Origin of the sequence: Kitasatospora albolonga (assembly GCF_039535905.1) — a bacterium.
Lineage (GTDB): Bacteria > Actinomycetota > Actinomycetes > Streptomycetales > Streptomycetaceae > Kitasatospora > Kitasatospora albolonga.
On record NZ_BAAAYB010000011.1, the window covers coordinates 1 to 16,717 of the forward strand.

A 16,717-nucleotide genomic window follows, 5' to 3' on the forward strand; every position below is an offset into this window, starting at 1 on the left:
CGGCGCCGGGAAGACCACCACCCTGCGCATGCTGGCCACCCTGATCCGCCCCGACGGGCGGGCGCCGCCGTCATTGCCGGGGCCGACCTGCGGGCCGACCCGGCCGGCGTCCGCCGCCGCATCGGCTACGTCGCCCAGGGCGGCGGCACCGCCGACACCGTCACCGGCCGCGAGGAGCTGGTGCACCAGGCCCGGCTGTACGGCAGCTCCAAGGGCCGAGGCCCTGAAGCTGGCCGAGGGGCCGTCGAGTCCTTCGAGCTCGGGCGAGTTCGCGGACCGCGCCTGCCAGACCTACTCGGGCGGCCAGCGCCGCCGGGTGGACATCGCCCTCGGCGTCATCCACCAGCCGGCCGTGCTCTTCCTCGACGAGCCGACGGTCGGGCTCGACCCGGCCAGCCGGAGCCAGGTGTGGGCCGAGATCAAGCGGCTGCGCACCGAGGGCATGACGGTGGTGGTGACCACCCACTACCTGGACGAGGCCGACGCGCTCTGCGACCGGATCGGCATCATCGACCACGGCGGCATCGTCGCCGAGGGCACCCCCGGAGGAGCTCAAGCAGGAGGTCTCCGGGGACGTGGTGGTGCTCAGCGGGCTGGACGTCGAGGACGCCGCCAAGGCGCTCGCCGACGCCCCGTACCTGCACCGCACCGAGACGCCCGCCGAGGGCGGCCTGCGCCTGTACGTCCGGGACGGCGCCACCGCCATCCCCCAGCTGCTGCCCGCCCTGGCCGAGGCCGGCCTCACCCCGGCCACCGTCCAGCTCCAGCGCCCCAGCCTGGACGACGTCTTCCTGGCCCGCACCGGCCGCTCGCTCACCTGAACCGCCGCCCACCGCGGTCCGCACCCCTCTGGAGCCGTTCCCCGATGAAACTCGCGCGTGACACCTGGCTGGTGTTCCAGCGTCAGGTGCTGCTGATGTGGCGCACCCCGGTCTGGCTGGTCGTCGGACTGGTCCAGCCGCTCTTCTACCTGCTGCTCTTCGCCCCGCTGCTCAAGCGGGCGCTCGAACCGATGGGCGCCACCACCTACGCCGAGGCCTACCAGATCTACGTGCCGGGCCTGTTGGCCGTGCTCTGCATCTTCGGCGGCCTGTACACCGGCTTCAGCCTGCTCGGCGAGCTCAAGGCCGGCGTCGTCGAACGCTCCCGGGTGACCCCGGTCAGCCGGCTCGCCCTGCTGCTCGGCCGGGCACTGCGCGAGGTCGCGGCGCTGCTCGTCCCAGGCGGTGGTGATCACCCTGCTCGCCCTGCCGTTCGGCCTCCGCGTCGGCCCGCTCAACCTGTTGCTGGCCTACCTGCTGCTGGGCCTGCTGGCGCTGATGACCTCGGCCATCTCCTACGGCATCGCCCTGGTGCTGCCCAACGACGCGGCGATGGCACCCGGTGGTCAACACCCTCGTCCCAGCCCGATCGCCCTGCTCTCCGGGACCCTGCTTCCGCTGGCGCTGGCGCCGGTGTGGCTGCAGACCGCCGCCAAGTGGAACCCCTTCTACTGGGCGGTGGAGGGGCATGCGGTCCCTGTTCTCCGGCCACCTCGGGGACAGTGTGGTCTGGCAGGGCCTGGCGGTGGTCGTGGTGATGACGGCCGCCGCGGTGTGGTGGTCGGCCCGGCTGTTCTCCTCCCGGGTGCGGTAGCGCTCCTGACGCCGAAGGGGGCCGGGTCCTGGGACCCGGCCCCCTTCGGCGTGCCTACGCCCGGGCCCGGACGAAGTCGGCCAGCCGGGCCACGCCCTCGACGATCTGAGCCTCGCTCAGGGCGCTGACGGAGAGCCGCAGCCGGCGCTCGCCGCCGCCCGCCGGGTAGAACGGGGCCATCGGCGTCCAGAGCACGCCGTGCTCCCGCGCGCAGCGCTCCATGGCCGCCTCGTCGGCGGTGAACGGCACGTCGAGCACGGCGAAGAAGCCGCCCTCCGGCTCGTTCCACCGCACGCCCAGCCGGGCCCGTTCGGCGGCCGGGAAGTGGCGCTCCAACTCCCCCAGCAGCACGGTGAGGTTGGCCGCGTAGTGGGCGGTGGCGGGCGCGTTGGCGGCGCGCAGCCGGCAGTCGTGCGTGAGCAGCATGCCGCCGATCACCGCCTGGCTGAGCGCCGGGGTGTTCACGGTGGTCATGCTCTTCAGCTTGGCCAGCTGGTCGGCGAGCAGGCTGGTGGAGCCGTCCGGTGCGGTGACCGCTGGTCGGCGAGCAGGCTGTGGAGCCGTCCGGTGCGGTGACCGGCTGGTCGGCGAGGACGTAGCCGAGGCGGGCGCCCGGGGAAGCAGGTCTTGGCGAAGGAGCCCAGGTAGACCACCCGGCCGTGCCGGTCGAGGGCCTTCAGGGTGGGCCGGTCTCCGGGCTCGCGGGCGAAGAAGCCGTAGGGGTTGTCCTCGATGACGAGCAGGTCCTCCGCGGCCGCGACCTCCAGCAGTGCGGTCCGGGCCTCGGTCGGCATGCTGGTGCCCGAGGGGTTGGCGAAGTCCGGGGACGACGTAGAGCGCCCGGGGACGCCTGCCCTCGGCCCGCAGGCGGCGGACGGTGGCGGCCAGCGCGGCCGGGTCGCTCTCCGGCACGGGGACGGTGGCCACGTCCAGCAGCCGGGCCGCGCCGGTCACGCCGACGTAGCAGGGCGAGCTGACCAGCAGCACGTCGTCCGGTGTGGCGCAGAGCGCGCGCAGCACCAGCAGCATGCCCTCCTGCGCGCCGACGGTGACCACCACCGAGGCCGGGTCGACGGTCAGGCCCTCGTCGTTGGCGAGGGTGCGGGCGATCAGGTCGGCGATGACGCCCTTGGTGGGGCCGTACTGGAACAGCGCGGTGCGGACCTGGTCCTCCGTCAGGCCGCGGCCGCGCAGGTGGTCCAGGTAGACGTCGAGGTACTTCGCGACCTGTTCGGTCTCGAAGAAGCCCTTCGTGCGGGCGGCCGGGGGCGAAGGAGAGGGCGTCGGGGTAGCGCTCGGTGACCTCGTTGAGGAAGGTCATCGCGTCCAGCAGCGGGTCGGCGAGCGAGCCGTGCAGCTCGGTCAGGGCGAGCGGGGGCAGCGGGCTCATGTGAGGGCCTCCCGCAGGCGGGCGGCCGCGTACTCCTGGGCCGCGCGGCCGTCGTCCAGGGCGCCGGCCATGGCGAAGAAGCCGTGCGGCATGCCGTCGTAGCGGCGGAGTTCGACCTCCACCCCGGCTGCGCGCAGGGCCTCGGCGTAGGCCTCGCCCTCGTCGCGCAGCGGGTCGTACTCGGCGGTGATCACCGTGGCGGGCGGCAGTCCTGACAGGTCGTCGGCCCGCAGCGGGGAGGCCAGCGGGTCGTCGCCGTCGGCCTGGTCCGCCAGGTAGTGGCCCCAGTACCAGGCGACCGAGCGGCGGTTGAACAGCAGCGGGTCGTCGTTCTCGCGCAGCGAGGCGGTGTCGGCCCGGCGGTCGGTGTTCGGGTAGACCAGCAGCTGGTGGCGGAGCTCCGGGCCGCCCTCGCGGCGGGCCAGCAGGGTGACGGCGGCGGCCAGGTTGCCGCCCGCGCTGTCCCCGCCGACGGCGATCCGCGCGCCGTCCAGGCCGAGCTCGGCGGCGTGCGCGGCCAGCCAGACCGCGGCGGCGTGGCAGTCCCGCACGGCGGCGGGGAAGGGGTGCTCGGGGGCCCTACGGTAGCCGACGCCGACGGTGACGCAGCCGGCCGCGTTGGCCAGCCGGCGGCAGATCGCGTCGCTGGTCTCCAGCGAGCCGAGGGTCCAGCCACCGCCGAAGAGGTAGAGCAGGGCGGGCAGTCCGGGCGCGTCGCTCGGGCGGTAGACCCGCAGGGTGAGCGGGCCGCCGGGCCCGGGGACGGTCAGCTCGCTGACCTGGTGGACGGGCTCGGGGTCGCCGCCGGCGGCCTGGATCGCGGCCAGGTCGGCGGCCCGGGCGGTGGCCAGGTCGAGCGTGTAGAGAGGGGGGGTGCCGGCTTCGGCACGGCGGGCCCGCAGGGCCAGGACTTGCGGGTCGAGTGGCATCGCCTCGCCCAACCTTCCTTCGGGAAAAGGGAACTGATGGGGAGTGAGCGGAGATTCGTCAACGGCTTCACCGCTTCTCCGTCAACTCCGCCGCCGCGCCTCGACATAGATGGTCTCGTCGCTGCGGAAGGCGGTGTCGAGATCGGCGATTTCCGTGTGCAGCCCCACACGGTACGAGCACAAGCGGACCGCCTCCTCGTCGAAACCCGCCTCGGTGAGCACGTAGGTCAGCTCGGCCTGGTCGTAGATCCACCGGTGTCCGTAGTAGGCGAAGATCTGGTTGATCAGGAAGGCCTTGCGCTCGGGCATCGGCGGGCCGAAGCCGAGCTTGCTCAGCCGGCGCCGGTGCCGGGTCAGGAAGCCGTCCTCCTGGACGTAGCCGACCAGGTACTTGGCCAGGTCAGGGGTGGTGATCCTGATCAGCCCGCCGGGGGCGAGCACCCGGTGGCACTCCTTCAGCCAGCCCAGCGCGACGTTCAGCGGGATGTGCTCGATGAGGTGCTCGGCGTAGATCCAGTCGACCGCGCCGTCCTCGAACGGAAGGGGGCGGGAGACGTCGAGCTGGGTGAAGCAGCGGTCGCCGTCGACCCGGTAGAGGGTGCCGGGTTCGCTGACCGCGACGGCGCTGCGCAGCGGGGTGAGGTCACTGCCGAGGCCGTTCGGATGGTCGGTGCGGAATGCGGCGAATTCGATTCCGGTGAGACCCAGCGCCTGGAATTCCGCGCGGGTGCGCGGGATTCCCTCCGGCATAGCCTCCAGTTTCTCGCAGACCGCGACCCCGGCACTGAATTCGTCCAGGGTCACGGCGAGCGTCTCGGGATTCTCCCAGTCCCATCCGGCAAATCTGTTCACGGTGCTTCGCGCCTTTCCTGTTCTCGACATGGCGTCAGCGTGCACAAGTCAATCCGTGCACGTCCGACCTGAAGGGCCGATCCGGCGGAGCCGGGGTGCCGTGGGGGCTGCCCGTTCGGCGGGCCCCGCCGGGGCCCGGAAGGCAGACCTGCCGCCCCGACCCGAGGCCGTGCGGCCGGAGTCGCGCAGGCCATGGCGGTCCTGCGGCGTCAGGCGGGGCCCGCAGGCCCGCCACCGCACCGCCCTCGCGGCACGCCCGCCCGCGGGCCCGCTCCAGGCTCGGCAGCGTAGGGGCCGCAAGCGGCATTGGTATAGACCTTGACCCGGTCAATCGTCCTGTGCCAGGGTCTGGGAACGCGGAATTCCATCCGCCGAAAGTGAACCGCTGCCAATCTCTGTCGCCCCGATTCATGGAGTGGCGTTGCCCGGTTTCCCCACCGATGCGCCCCCGCATTCCGAAGCCCCGGAAGGCTGGGTCGATCACTTCCTTTTGGCCGGTCCCGGTCAAGAAGTCTGTCTCCGGTTCGAAAGGCCGGTGACCCGCTCCGCCCTGCGTTCCCTGGTGGACGCGCGGCGGGCAAGCCTCGCCGCCGCCGGGCTCACGGACGGCGGCACGGTGGCCCTGCGGCTGCCGCCCTCGCTCGGGTACGTCGCCGCCCTGCTCGCCGCCTGGCAGCTGGGCGCCCAAGTGGCCCTGCTGGACCACCGGCTGACGGACCACGAGACGGCGGCGGCGCTGGAGCGCCTGGCTCCCCAGGTGCTGGTCGAGGCGGACCGGCCGCCGCCGGCGGGACTGCGCGGGTTCAGCGAGGTCGAGCCGGTCGTCACCACGCGACCGGACGGCCTGCCCGCGCGGTCACCGCACGCGCTGGTCCAGTTGAGCTCCGGCTCGACCGGGCCCTCCAAGGTGATCGCCCGGACCGCCGGCGACCTGCTGCGCGAACTCGCCGTCTACCGCGCGCTGCCGGGCTTCCCGGCCGCGGGCGGCCGCACCGTGCTGCTCTCCTCCGTGGTCCACGTGCTGGGCCTGGTCGGAGGGCTGCTGCACGCCCTGCACGCCCGGGTCCAACTCACCGTCCCCGAGCGGATGACGGCGGCCGGCATCCTGGCCGCCGTCGCGGAGGAGGACCTGCCGACCACCGTGATCGGTGTCCCGTTCCACGCCGAGCTGCTGGCCGGAGTGCGCGCACCCCGGCCGCTGCCGCACCTGACCGCGATCGTGGTCGCGGGCGAGCTGACCCGGCCCGGAGTGGCCGGGGCGGTCCGCGACCGGTACGGCGTACCGCTCGGCACCATGTACGGGATGACCGAACTCGGCGTCATCGCCACCGACCTGGACGGCACCCTGGCGCCCGCCGTCCGCCCGGTCCCCGGACTGGAGCTGCGCACCGAAGGCGGCGAACTGCACATCCGCCGCCCCGACTCCCCCTATCTCGGGCTCACCGATCCGAGCCGCTGGTCCGACGGCTGGCTGCACACCCGGGACGCCGCGGCGTACGACACGACGAGCGGCCTGCTCACCGTGCACGGCCGCCGCGACTCCCAGGTCTCGATCGGCGGGCTCAAGGTCGACCTCACCGAGGTCGAGCACACGCTGGCCGCACTGCCCGAAGTCCGGGAGGCGGTCGTGGTGTTCGAGCACGGCGCGGTCGAGGCCTACCTGGTCCCCTCCGAGGGGGCCGGGGCCGAACAGATCCGCGCGGGCCTGGAGCAGAGGCTCGCCGGATACAAGCGCCCGCGCAGGCTGGCGCTGCTGCCGGCCCTTCCCCGCACCGCCACCGGCAAGCTGCTGCGCGACCCCGCGGGGCTGCGCGCCGCCGCCGCAGCGCTCTGACCCCGTCACCGCCCTTCCCGCCGAGGCTGGGCAGTGGCTGGGCAGAGCCTGGGCACTTCCTGTGAGTTCTCCCCGTCTGCGAATCCCCCCGTCCCTCCGACCCGTTACGGAGCCCCCCGATGCAGGACACCATCCGCGAGTTCGTGCTCGCCACCCTCACCGCGATGAACTACGACGTCTCCGAGGTCACCGGCGACACCGACCTGGGCCCGGCCGGCCTGGACCTGGAGTCCCTCGCGCTGGCCGACCTGGCCGTCCAGGTCGAGGAGGAGTACGGCGTCCGCTTCGAGCTGGACGACATGGAGGGCACCGCGCTGATGACCCTCGACGAGTTCACCGCCGACGTGGCCAAGCGCCTCGCCACCGCCGGCACCCCGGCGTGAGTGCCGCGCCGCCGCCCGGCCGGGCGGAGGTGCTGGCCGTGCTGGCCGAGTTCGGCCGGCGCGCCCCCGAGGCGGTGGAGGAGGAGCTCGGATCGCTCGAACTCACGTGGTTGCTAGCCGAGTTCGAGCAGCGCCACGGTGAGCTGAGCTACTCCGACGAGGCACTGGACCAGGTCCGCACGGTGACCGACGCGGTGGAGCTGCTGCGGACGGCCGTCGTACCGGCGACGGGCGCGTGACCGTGACCACCACCGACGTGGCGGTCACCGGCATCGGTGTCCGCTCCGCCTTCGGGTCCGGTCTCGACCCGCTGGTCGCCGCCGCCACCCGGGGCCTGTCGGCCTTCGGACCCGTCGGTCGCTTCGACGTGACGCACCGCCAGGCCCGCCGGGCCGCGCTGGCGCCGGGAACCCCCGTCCTCGGCGAAGCGCTCCCGGCCGTCCTGCACGAGGCCGTCACCCAGGCGGGCGTCGACCCCGACGAGGCCGGCCCGCTGCTGCTGGCCCGTCACGGCGACCCCGTGACGGCCGAGGCCTGCCGTCCGGTGCACGAGCGCTGGGGCGACGGCCGGGTCTACACCGGGGCCTGCACGGCCGCCGGCTCGGCGGTGGCGGACGCCGCCGCACTGATCTCCTCCGGCCGAGCCGAACGGGTCCTGGTCGCGGCCGGGTACCTGGTCGAGCCGGACACCTTCGCGGTCTTCGACGCCGGCCGGGCCCTGGCCCGCGACGGCGTGGCGCGGCCGTTCAGCGCCGGGCGCAGCGGACTGCTGCTCGGCGACGGCGTGGTCGCGGTGGTGCTGGAGTCGGCCGCCGCGGCGGAGCACCGCGGCGCCGAGGTGCTGGCCCGGATCGCGGGCTGGGGCCGGGCGGGCGACGCGTACCACGTCTGCCGTCCGGCGCCGGACGGTTCGGGCCTGGCCCGGGCCGTGCGGTCCGCGCTCGGCCGGGCCGGGCTGACGCCCGACCAGGTCGGCTACGTCAACGCCAACGCCACCGGCTCGCCGCTGGCGGACCAGGCCGAGGCCCGGGCGCTGGAGAGCGTCTTCGGCACCGGCGGGCCGCCCGTCAGCTCCAGCAAGTCGGTGCACGGCCACGCGCTGGAGGCCTCCGCGCTGCTCGAACTCGCCGTCACCATCGGCGCGTTGCGGGCAGGCGTGCTCCCGGTCAACGCGGGCCTGCTCGGGCCCGACCCGGAGTGCGCGCTGGACCTGGTCACCGAGGACACCCCGCGGGCGGCGCCCGCCCACGCGCTCACCCTCAACTCCGCCTTCGGCGGCGCCAACACCGCACTCCTGGTGGCCGCCGCGTGAAGCAGCTCGCCGAGGGGCGCTGGCCCGAGCCGCAGGACGAGGCACTCCCCCGTCTGCCCGGCTTCGCCGACTCCCCGTTCAACCCCCTGGTGGTGGCCGCCGCCGACCGCTGCCTCCAGCAGCACCGAGCGGCACCCCTGACCGCCCTGCTCCTCGTCAGCCACAGCGGGGACCTGGGCACCGCCGAGGCGATCGCCCGCGCGGCGGCGGGAGAGCGACGGGTACCCCCGCTGCTCTTCTTCCAGTCCAACCCCAACGCGGTGCTCGGCCACCTGGCCGCCCGCTGGGGCCTCACCGGCCCGGTGATGGCGGTCAGCCCGTCGAGCGCCACACCCGGTGAAGTACCGCAGGACGCCTACGAGTTGGCCGACCTGCTGCTGCTCGACGGCGACGCCGACGAAGTCCTGGTGATCGCCGCCGAACAGGCGCACCCGAGCGACCCCGGCCGCGCGGTGGCCGTCCTGCTCGCCCCCTGACCCACCTCCCGACCCCCATCCGACGCCGCCCGAGCGGGCGGCGCCGCGCCCCGTGCTCTCCCCGTGCGCCCCGGTGCGGCCTCCAGAAGGGAACCCCTACCCGTGAGCATTCGCAGCATCCGTGCCCGGCTGGCCGCCGATCCGGCCCTCGGCGCCGGGAACGTGCTCACCACCCGGATCGCCCTCGGCGAGGGTCTCGACGAGCCGCTGCTCACCTTCGACACCCCGGTGGACGACCACGCCGCCTGGCAGCCCTTCACCCTGCGCGAGCTGGACCTGGCGGTCCGCTCCCGGGCCGCCGCCCTGCACGAGCTGGGGATCGGCCGCCGCGATCCGGTGGTGGTCTGGTCGACCGCCGCCGCCGACCACGTGCTGACCTTCCTGGCCGCCGCCCGCCTCGGCGCCATCCCGGCCCTGCTCAACCCCAACCTGGACGGCGAGAAGGCCGCGCTCTACATCCACCGCCTGCGCGCCACCGGCATCCTGACCGACGCCGAGCACCGCGAGCGGCTGGCCGGCTACGACCCCGGCGCCCCGCTGCTGCCGGACGTGGCCACCCTGGGCCTCGGCGACCCGGCCAAGGCGCCCGAGCCGTACCGGCACTGGGGCGGCGACCCGGTGGCGATCACCCACTCCTCCGGCACCACCGGCCTGCCCAAGGCCGTGGTCCACTCGCACGACAGCCTCTACGCGGCGATCCGCTACCGGCTCGCGCTGCCCCGCCCGCAGGGCTCCGAGCGGATGCTCTCCGCGCTGCCCGCCCCGCACGCGGCCACCCTGATCATCTCCAACCTGGTGATGAGCCAGCACGCCCAGCTCGCGGTGCTCTCCAGCCAGACCGGCGCCGGGGTGCTGGACGCCATCGAGCGCTGGCAGCCGGGCGGTGTGATCGGCTTCGCCGCCACCTGGGCCGACCTGGCCCGGCACGACCTGAGCGAGCGTCAGCTCCAGTCGGTGGCGCTGTGGTGGAACACCGGGGACTGCGCGCACGAGGCGCACATCCGCCGCCTGATCGCGGTCGGCTCGCGCGAGTCCGTCTCCCGCGAGGGCCGCGTCCGCACCCCCGGCTCGGTCTTCGTGGACGGCCTGGGCTCCACCGAGATGGGCCACTCGCACTTCTTCATCAGCCACAGCCAGGGCAGCGACCGCTACGGCCGCTGCGTCGGCCGCCCGCACGCCTTCGTGGACTGCGCGGTGCTGGCCCCCGACGGCTCCGAGCTCGGCCCGCACGAGATCGGCGAGCTGGGCACCAAGTCCCCCACCCTGGCGCTCGGTTACTGGAACGACTCGGTCACCACCTACCGCACCCGGGTACGCGGCTACTTCCTCACCGGCGACCTGATGTACCGGGACGAGGAGGGCTACTACTACCACGTGGACCGCGCGGTGGACTCGGTGGACCTCGGCAACGGCCACCGGCTGCTCACCGCGATGAGCGAGGAGCGGGTGCTGGCGGCCTGCCCGGACGTGCTGGACTGCACCGTGGTCGCGGTCCGTGAGAACGGCGCCGTGGTCACCGACGTGCTGCTCCAGCTGGCCCCGCAGGCCGACCAACTGGCCGACCGCAGCAAGGAGGTGACGGCCGCGCTGGACGAGTGGACGGCCGCCACCGTGCGCCGGGTGCTGGTGGTGCCGGACGAGCGCATCCCGCTCGGCCCGACCGGCAAGGTCCGCAAGATCCTGCTGCGCGAGCGGCACCTCGCCGAGTCCGCGGCCGCCGCCCTCGCCGGGAACCCGGAGTGAGCGCGCAGCTCGGCGCCGCCGTCACCGGTGTGGGCCTGGTCACCCCGCTCGGCCGCAAGGCGGAGGAGGTGTTCGAGGCGCTCACCTCCGGCCGGTCCGGGATCACTTCGGTGCCGGAGGGCCACGCCGCGCACGGCTGGCTGCCGTTCGCCGGGATCGCCCCGCACGTCGACGGCACCGAGGTGCTGCCGCCCACCGAGACCCGCTGCGTGGACCGCTTCGTACTGCTGGCCCTGGCCGCCGCCGACGACGCCCTCGCGGAGGCCGGCCTGGTGGTCGGCCGGGACGTGGATCCGGAGCGGGTCGCCGTGGTGATCGGCACCGGCGGCGGCGGTCTGGAGACCTTCGAGCAGCAGTCGCACCGCCGCCTGGAGCGCGGCCGCCCGGCCGTCAGCCCGTACCTGCTGCCGGGCATGCTCTCCAACATGGCGGCCGCCCGGATCGCCATCAAGTACGGGATGCGGGGCTACAGTTCGGCCCCGGTCACGGCCTGCGCGGCCGGTGCCCAGGCGATCGCCGAGGGCCTGCGGCTGATTCGGGCCGGCGAGGCCGACGTGGTGGTCTGCGGCGGCACCGAGTCCTCGCTGCACCCGACCATCGCCGCCGCCTTCACCAACGCCCGCGCCCTGGCGCAGGGTTGGGATGACCCGGCGCAGGCCAGCCGCCCGTTCGACCGGCGCCGCAACGGCTTCGTGCTGGGCGAGGGCGCCGGGGTGCTGGTGCTGGAGCGGGCCGAGCACGCGGCCGCACGGGGCGCCACCGTCCGGGCCGAGCTGCTCGGCTGGGGCGGCAGCACCGACGCCCACCACCCGACCATGCCCCGCCCGGACGGCGCCGGGGCGGCCGACTCGATGCGGGCCGCGCTGCGCAGCGCCGGCCTGGCCCCGTCCGACATCGGCTACGTGAACGCCCACGGCACCGGCACCAAGCTCGGTGACACGGCCGAATCCTCGGCGCTGAACGCCGTGTTCGGCGAGGACGGGCCCGCCGTCAGCTCCACCAAGGGCGCCACCGGCCACCTGCTGGGCGCGGCCGGGGCGGTGGAGGCGATCGTCTCGGTGCTCGCCGTGCAGCGGGGCCAACTGCCGCCCACCGTCAACCTGGAGGACCCGGACCCGGCCTGCGCGCTGGACCACGTCCGGCAGGCGCGCCACACCCCGGTGCGGGCCGCGCTCTCCAACTCCTTCGCCTTCGGCGGGCACAACCTCAGCCTGATCTTCGGCCAGCCGTCCACCACCGGCGCGCCTCACCAGCCTGGAGAGATCCGTTGACCGTCCAGAGCATCGCCCACGTCGAGTTCCACTGCGCGGACGCCGACCGCTTCGCCGCCGACCTGGCCACCGCCTTCGACTTCACCGTCACCCCGGCCCCGGCCGAGCCGGGGGTGCGCCGGATCTGGCTGACCCAGGGCACCATCCGCTTCCTGCTGGCCTCGGCCGAGCAGCCGGACCACCCGATCGCCCAGTACGTGGAGCGGCACGGCGACGGGGTCGCGGTCTTCGCGCTGGCCTGTGCCGACCCGGCCGCCGCACTGGACCGGGCGCTGCGCGGCGGGGCCCGTCCGCTCGCCCCCGGGCTGGTCGCGGGCTTCGGCGACGTGGCCCTGCGCTTCGTCCCGGAGAGCGACCAACCAGCCGACCAGCACGGCCTGCTGGGCTTCCTGGACCACGCGGCGCTGTGCGTGCCGGCCGGCGAGCTGGGCGCGGCGGTGCGGTTCTGCGAGGAGGCGCTGGGCTTCCGCCGGATCTACGAGGAGTACATCGAGGTCGGCCGCCAGGCGATGGACTCCAGCGTGGTGCAGAGCCCCTCGGGCCGGGTGACCTTCACCCTGATCGAGCCGGACGCGGCCCGCGAGCCCGGCCAGATCGACACCTTCCTGCGCAACCACGAGGGCGCGGGCGTCCAGCACCTGGCCTTCCACACCGCCGACATCGCCACCGCGGTGCGGGAGTTCACCGCGCGCGGGGTGAACTTCCTGTCCACCCCGGACGCCTACTACGAGCTGCTGCCGTCCCGGGTCGGCCCGACCAGCGTGCCGGTGGAGACGCTGCGCGAGCTGGCGGTGCTGGTGGACCAGGACCACGGCGGCCAGCTGTTCCAGATCTTCACCCGCTCGGTGCACGAGCGGCGCACCTTCTTCCTGGAGCTGATCGAGCGTCAGGGTGCCGAGACCTTCGGCTCCGCCAACATCAAGGCCCTCTACGAGGCCGTCGAACGCCAGCACGCCACCACCGCGGCCAACTGAGAGGAGCCGGAACCCATGACCGACGCCATCGCGAACGAGTTCAGCCTGACCGAGGCGGAGCGCGCCCTGCTCCCCACCCGGCAGGAGCTGGACCACTACGCCGAGCACGGCTGGTACCTGTCGAAGAAGCTGTTCACCGACGAGGAGCTGGACCTCCTCCAGGACGCCACCGACAAGTACTACGAGGGCCACCGGGACCGCACCCTGCCGGTCCGCCCGCCCCGGCTCGCCTCCTGGCAGCCCTCGGACGGCCCCGTCCAGCGGCACAACGACTACATCCACTACGAGAGCGAGGCGGCCGGGCGCATCCTGCGCAAGCCGCTGCTCGGCGCGGTGGCGGCGCTGCTGGCCCGCACCGAGGAGATCCGGGTCTTCCAGGGCACCCTGATCTACAAGCCCCCGGTGGCCGGCGAGCCGAGCAACCTGGTGCCCTGGCACTTCGACAAGCACTACTGGCAGACCAGCACCTCGGACCGGATGCTGACCGCCTTCATCCCCTTCCACGACTGCGGGGTGGAGAACGGCACCATCACCATGGTGGACGGCAGCCACCGCTGGCGGGAGCTGCCCGCCGGCGAGGACTCCAGCCGGCACTTCGCCGAGCGCGACAACTCCGAGCTGGACGACCTGCTCGCCGCCAACGCCGCGTTCAACGGCGTCGAGGTGGTCAAGGTCCCGGTCGAGATCCCGCGCGGGCACGTCTCCTTCCACCACTGCCGGACCTACCACGGCAGCGGTCCGAACCTGGCCGCCACCCCGCGCCGGGCCGTCTCGCTGCACCTCCAGGACGGCGCCAACGAGTACCGCCCGTGGGCGAAGGCCGACGGCACGCCGGTGGTCTACAACCACGACGTGCTGGTGCGCCGCACCCCGGACGGGCGCCCCGACTACGCCGACCCGGACTTCTGCCCGGTCGTCTGGCAGGGCGCGGTATGACCTCCCCCCACGGCCTGGACACGGTCCGGGACCGCTACCGGATGGTCCGGCTGATCCGCGGCTTCGAGGAGCTGGCGCTGGAGCTGGTCCGCAGCGGCGACATCGTCGGCGGCACCCACCCGTACATCGGCCAGGAGGCGGTGGCGGTCGGGGTCTGCTCGGCGCTGGCCCCGGGCGACCAGCTCACCTCCACCCACCGGGGCCACGGCCACGTGCTGGCCAAGGGCGCCGACCCGGCCCGGCTGCTGGCCGAACTCACGGGCCGTTCCACGGGGTTGAACCAGGGACGAGGCGGCTCGATGCACGCCGCCGACCTCTCGCTGGGCATCCTGGGCGCCAACGGCATCGTCGGTGCGGGCGCCCCGATCGCGGTCGGCGCGGCCTGGGCCGCCCGGCTGGCCGGGCAGCCGCGGGTGGTGGCCAGCTTCTTCGGCGACGGCGCGCTCAACCAGGGCGTGGTGCTGGAGGCCTTCAACCTGGCCGCGATGTGGCAGGTGCCGGTGGTCTTCGTCTGCGAGAACAACGGCTACGCCACCACCCTGCCCGCCTCGGTGGCGGTGGCCGGCAGCGCGCTGGGCCGGGCCGAGGCCTTCGGCATCAGGGCGGTGTCGGTGGACGGCATGGACACCGAGGCGGTCCGGGAGGCCGCGCTGGAGGCGGTCGAGCACGCCCGCTCCGGCGAGGGCCCGGTCTTCCTGGAGTGCGTGACCTACCGCTTCGAGGGCCACCACACCATGGAGCGCCGGCTCAGGCCGACCTACCGCACCGAGCAGGAGCTGGACGGCTGGCGGCTGCGGGACCCGCTCCAGCAGGCCGCCGCGCTGGTCGGGGACACCGCCGACCTGGACCGCGAGGTCACCGAAGTCCTCTCGGCAGCAAGGGAGTTCGCCCTGAACTCCCCCGCGCCGGAGGTCTCCGGCGCGGCCGACCACCTGTACGCGAGCGGCCTTCGGCCCCGGGCGGGGGCGCTGGGATGAGCTGGCTCTCCTACACCAAGGCGCTCAACCGGGCGCTCGGCGACGCGATGGCCGAGGACCCATCGGTGGTGCTGCTCGGCGAGGACATCGGCGCCGGGCTGGCCGGGCCGACGCTCGGGCTGCAGAAGCGCTTCGGTGCCGAGCGGGTGGTGGACACCCCGCTCTCCGAGCAGGGCTTCACCGGCATGGCGGTGGGCGCGGCACTGGCCGGGCTGCGGCCGGTGGTGGAGTTCCAGATCCCCGCGCTGCTCTTCCTGGTCTTCGAGCAACTGACCAACCAGGCGCACAAGTTCTCCCTGATGACGGGTGGCCAGGCCTCCGTGCCGCTGACCTGCCTGGTGCCGGGCTCCGGCTCCCGGGACGGCTGGGCCGGGCAGCACTCGGACCACCCGTACAGCCTGTTCGCCCACATGGGCGTGAAGACCGTGGTGCCGGCCACCCCGACCGACGCCTACGGCCTGCTCCGCTCGGCCGTCGCCGATCCGGACCCGGTGGTGGTCTTCGCCCCGGCCGCCGCGCTGGCCGTCCGGGACGACGTGACGGCGCCGCTGCCGGCGATCCCGCTCGGCCGGGCCCGGATCCACCGCGAGGGCACCGACGTCACGGTGGTGGCGGTCGGCCACCTGGTGCACGAAGCCCTGGCGGTGGCCGAGGAGTTGGCCGAGGAGGGGATCTCGGTGGAGGTCTTCGACCCCCGCACCCTGTACCCCTTCGACTGGGACGCGCTCGGCGCCTCGCTGGAGCGCACCGGCCGCCTGGTGGTGGTCGACGACTCCAACCGCAGCTGCGGCATCGGCGGCGAGGTGCTGGCCACCGCGGCCGAGCAGTTCCGCCTGGTGGCCCCGCCCCGACGCGTCACCCGCCCGGACGGCACCGTCCTGCCGTTCGCCCGAGACTTGGACCGCGCCCTGCAACCGGGCCGGGACCAACTGCGCCACGCCGTGAGGACCGTGGCCAAGCACTGACCGCAATCACTGTCCCCCTCCCGTTTCCACTTCCTGAGGAGCAGTCATGTCCAACCGTTACCACTGGGACCGTTCGCACCCCGGTCTGACCAGCCTGCAGGCGGCGATCGACCCGCTGCGCCGCGAGGTCGTCGGCCACACCATCTACGGTGAGCTGAACAGCCACGAGCGGGTCACCGCCTTCCTGGAGCGCCACGTCTTCGCGGTCTGGGACTTCATGTCCCTGCTGAAGAGCCTGCAGCGCGAGCTGACCAGCGTGGACGTCCCGTGGGTGCCCGCCGGCCCGACCGCCAGCCGCCGCCTGATCAACGAGATCGTGCTGGTGGAGGAGAGCGACGAGCTGGGCGAGGGCTTCATCAGCCACTTCGAGCTCTACCTCGGGGGCATGGTCCAGGCCGGCGCCGACACCACCGCGGTGGAGGCCTTCCTGGCCGAGCTGGGCCGGGGCACCGCCGTGCCGGAGGCGCTGAAGCTGGCCGGCGTGCCCGGGGCCGCGGTCGACTTCACCTCCACCACCTGGGAGATCATCGAGAACGCGCCGGTGCACTGCCGGGCCGCCGCCTTCGCCTTCGGCCGCGAGGACCTGATCCCGGAGATGTTCGAGCAGGTCATCAGGATCGAGGACCCGGACGGCAAGCTGACCACCTTCAAGGACTACCTGGCCCGCCACATCGAGGTGGACGGCGAGCAGCACACCCCGATGGCGATGCAGATGCTGATCGACCTCAACGGCGACGACCAGGCCAAGTGGGACGCCTGCGCCGAGACGGTCCGTCAGGCGCTGGCGGCCCGGGTCCGGCTCTGGACCGGCATTCAGGAGGCCTTCCCGGCGGTGCCGCTGACGGTCTGACGACCTGACGGACGGTGAGGGGCGGACGCGTCCGCACTCTGGACAGATACTGACGGGTACATGTACAAAAGCTGTCCCGGCAGCGTCCGCCCCTCTCGCCCTCACACGTTCAGCGCGCCCTCGTACCGCCCGTGTCCCCGCACCGCCGGTCGCCGCCGAAGCCGCATCTGCCCCCGCCCCTCCGAGGAGC

Annotated in this window: 19 protein-coding genes and 2 pseudogenes; 15 read left to right on the plus strand and 6 right to left on the minus strand. The window is 73.8% G+C overall.

The window, feature by feature from the left end:
• Nucleotides 1-186: hypothetical protein (locus tag ABD946_RS42400; protein WP_425558506.1), on the minus strand; the 186-nt coding region annotated here is incomplete at its 3' end.
• Between the two features lie 389 nt (nucleotides 187-575).
• On the opposite strand from ABD946_RS42400, the gene ABD946_RS42405 reads away from it, so the two are divergent.
• The 3 genes and pseudogenes from ABD946_RS42405 to ABD946_RS03320 all read left to right on the plus strand — a co-directional run bounded on the left by ABD946_RS42405 (nucleotide 576) and on the right by ABD946_RS03320 (nucleotide 1,763).
• Nucleotides 576-821 carry an ATP-binding protein DrrA1-3 family domain-containing protein gene (locus ABD946_RS42405; RefSeq protein WP_425558507.1) on the plus strand — a complete coding sequence of 82 codons (246 nt, stop codon included), beginning with the start codon at nucleotides 576-578 and terminating at the stop codon, nucleotides 819-821.
• A gap of 122 nt (nucleotides 822-943) precedes the next feature.
• Nucleotides 944-1,156: pseudogene (locus ABD946_RS03315) on the plus strand (ABC transporter permease); the annotation flags it as partial.
• Nucleotides 1,157-1,229: 73 nt separating this feature from the next.
• The gene (locus tag ABD946_RS03320) at nucleotides 1,230-1,763 is read left to right on the plus strand and encodes an ABC transporter permease (protein WP_345279983.1); all 534 of its coding nucleotides are present in this window, start codon (nucleotides 1,230-1,232) and stop codon (nucleotides 1,761-1,763) included.
• Here the strand turns inward: ABD946_RS03320 and ABD946_RS03325 are convergent.
• From ABD946_RS03325 to ABD946_RS03345, 5 genes and pseudogenes are all read right to left on the minus strand, one after another.
• Nucleotides 1,690-2,109: an aminotransferase class I/II-fold pyridoxal phosphate-dependent enzyme gene (locus ABD946_RS03325; protein ID WP_345279874.1), complete on the minus strand. Its 420-nt coding sequence runs from the start codon at nucleotides 2,107-2,109 to the stop codon at nucleotides 1,690-1,692. The genes ABD946_RS03320 and ABD946_RS03325 overlap by 74 nt on opposite strands.
• A 5-nt stretch (nucleotides 2,110-2,114) precedes the next feature.
• Nucleotides 2,115-2,429 (minus strand): hypothetical protein, encoded by a 315-nt coding sequence (locus ABD946_RS03330; protein WP_345279876.1) that lies wholly within the window; start codon nucleotides 2,427-2,429, stop codon nucleotides 2,115-2,117.
• A gap of 130 nt (nucleotides 2,430-2,559) precedes the next feature.
• Nucleotides 2,560-2,838 (minus strand): annotated as a pseudogene (locus tag ABD946_RS03335) (aminotransferase class I/II-fold pyridoxal phosphate-dependent enzyme); the annotation flags it as partial.
• A gap of 183 nt (nucleotides 2,839-3,021) precedes the next feature.
• Nucleotides 3,022-3,954 carry an alpha/beta hydrolase gene (locus tag ABD946_RS03340; RefSeq protein ID WP_345279878.1) on the minus strand — a complete coding sequence of 311 codons (933 nt, stop codon included), beginning with the start codon at nucleotides 3,952-3,954 and terminating at the stop codon, nucleotides 3,022-3,024.
• An 81-nt stretch (nucleotides 3,955-4,035) separates the two neighbouring features.
• Nucleotides 4,036-4,851: a class I SAM-dependent methyltransferase gene (locus ABD946_RS03345; protein WP_345279880.1), complete on the minus strand. Its 816-nt coding sequence runs from the start codon at nucleotides 4,849-4,851 to the stop codon at nucleotides 4,036-4,038.
• 490 nt (nucleotides 4,852-5,341) lie between these two features.
• On the opposite strand from ABD946_RS03345, the gene ABD946_RS03350 reads away from it, so the two are divergent.
• From ABD946_RS03350 to ABD946_RS03405, 12 genes are all read left to right on the plus strand, one after another.
• A complete protein-coding gene (locus tag ABD946_RS03350) occupies nucleotides 5,342-6,640 on the plus strand; it encodes a class I adenylate-forming enzyme family protein (RefSeq protein WP_345279882.1) in 1,299 nt (432 codons plus the stop codon).
• A 119-nt stretch (nucleotides 6,641-6,759) separates the two neighbouring features.
• Entirely contained in the window at nucleotides 6,760-7,023 is a 264-nt protein-coding gene (locus tag ABD946_RS03355; protein ID WP_345279884.1) for an acyl carrier protein, read from the plus strand.
• Nucleotides 7,020-7,262, plus strand: a complete 243-nt coding sequence (locus tag ABD946_RS03360) for an acyl carrier protein (protein ID WP_345279886.1) — start codon at nucleotides 7,020-7,022, stop codon at nucleotides 7,260-7,262. The genes ABD946_RS03355 and ABD946_RS03360 overlap by 4 nt, the downstream gene beginning before the upstream one ends.
• 2 nt (nucleotides 7,263-7,264) lie before the next feature.
• Nucleotides 7,265-8,335: a beta-ketoacyl-[acyl-carrier-protein] synthase family protein gene (locus tag ABD946_RS03365; RefSeq protein ID WP_345279888.1), complete on the plus strand. Its 1,071-nt coding sequence runs from the start codon at nucleotides 7,265-7,267 to the stop codon at nucleotides 8,333-8,335.
• On the plus strand, nucleotides 8,332-8,811 hold the full coding sequence (locus ABD946_RS03370) for a beta-ketoacyl synthase chain length factor (protein WP_345279890.1): 480 nt from the start codon (nucleotides 8,332-8,334) through the stop codon (nucleotides 8,809-8,811). The genes ABD946_RS03365 and ABD946_RS03370 overlap by 4 nt, the downstream gene beginning before the upstream one ends.
• 102 nt (nucleotides 8,812-8,913) lie before the next feature.
• Nucleotides 8,914-10,554 (plus strand): class I adenylate-forming enzyme family protein, encoded by a 1,641-nt coding sequence (locus ABD946_RS03375; RefSeq protein WP_345279891.1) that lies wholly within the window; start codon nucleotides 8,914-8,916, stop codon nucleotides 10,552-10,554.
• Entirely contained in the window at nucleotides 10,551-11,825 is a 1,275-nt protein-coding gene (locus tag ABD946_RS03380) for a beta-ketoacyl-[acyl-carrier-protein] synthase family protein (protein ID WP_345279893.1), read from the plus strand. The genes ABD946_RS03375 and ABD946_RS03380 overlap by 4 nt, the downstream gene beginning before the upstream one ends.
• On the plus strand, nucleotides 11,822-12,799 hold the full coding sequence (hppD, locus tag ABD946_RS03385) for a 4-hydroxyphenylpyruvate dioxygenase (protein ID WP_345279895.1): 978 nt from the start codon (nucleotides 11,822-11,824) through the stop codon (nucleotides 12,797-12,799). The genes ABD946_RS03380 and hppD overlap by 4 nt, the downstream gene beginning before the upstream one ends.
• A gap of 15 nt (nucleotides 12,800-12,814) precedes the next feature.
• Nucleotides 12,815-13,735 (plus strand): phytanoyl-CoA dioxygenase family protein, encoded by a 921-nt coding sequence (locus ABD946_RS03390; protein ID WP_345279897.1) that lies wholly within the window; start codon nucleotides 12,815-12,817, stop codon nucleotides 13,733-13,735.
• Complete coding sequence (locus tag ABD946_RS03395) at nucleotides 13,732-14,712, plus strand: thiamine pyrophosphate-dependent dehydrogenase E1 component subunit alpha (protein WP_345279899.1); 981 nt, start codon at nucleotides 13,732-13,734, stop codon at nucleotides 14,710-14,712. The genes ABD946_RS03390 and ABD946_RS03395 overlap by 4 nt, the downstream gene beginning before the upstream one ends.
• Nucleotides 14,709-15,677 (plus strand): alpha-ketoacid dehydrogenase subunit beta, encoded by a 969-nt coding sequence (locus ABD946_RS03400; RefSeq protein ID WP_345279901.1) that lies wholly within the window; start codon nucleotides 14,709-14,711, stop codon nucleotides 15,675-15,677. The genes ABD946_RS03395 and ABD946_RS03400 overlap by 4 nt, the downstream gene beginning before the upstream one ends.
• A gap of 46 nt (nucleotides 15,678-15,723) precedes the next feature.
• Nucleotides 15,724-16,527, plus strand: coding sequence for a DUF3050 domain-containing protein (locus ABD946_RS03405; RefSeq protein WP_345279903.1), 804 nt, complete (start codon nucleotides 15,724-15,726; stop codon nucleotides 16,525-16,527).
• The last annotated feature ends 190 nt before the right edge of the window (nucleotides 16,528-16,717 follow it).

Excerpts from the sequence above, each read along its gene's own strand:
- ABD946_RS03325 (WP_345279874.1), bottom strand. The coding sequence starts at position 2,109 with ATGACCACCGTGAACACCCCGGCGCTCAGCCAGGCGGTGATCGGCGGC.
- ABD946_RS03330 (WP_345279876.1), bottom strand. The coding sequence starts at position 2,429 with ATGCCGACCGAGGCCCGGACCGCACTGCTGGAGGTCGCGGCCGCGGAG.
- ABD946_RS03340 (WP_345279878.1), bottom strand. The coding sequence starts at position 3,954 with ATGCCACTCGACCCGCAAGTCCTGGCCCTGCGGGCCCGCCGTGCCGAA.
- ABD946_RS03355 (WP_345279884.1), top strand. The coding sequence starts at position 6,760 with ATGCAGGACACCATCCGCGAGTTCGTGCTCGCCACCCTCACCGCGATG.
- ABD946_RS03390 (WP_345279897.1), top strand. The coding sequence starts at position 12,815 with ATGACCGACGCCATCGCGAACGAGTTCAGCCTGACCGAGGCGGAGCGC.
- ABD946_RS03395 (WP_345279899.1), top strand. The coding sequence starts at position 13,732 with ATGACCTCCCCCCACGGCCTGGACACGGTCCGGGACCGCTACCGGATG.
- ABD946_RS03400 (WP_345279901.1), top strand. The coding sequence starts at position 14,709 with ATGAGCTGGCTCTCCTACACCAAGGCGCTCAACCGGGCGCTCGGCGAC.
- ABD946_RS03405 (WP_345279903.1), top strand. The coding sequence starts at position 15,724 with ATGTCCAACCGTTACCACTGGGACCGTTCGCACCCCGGTCTGACCAGC.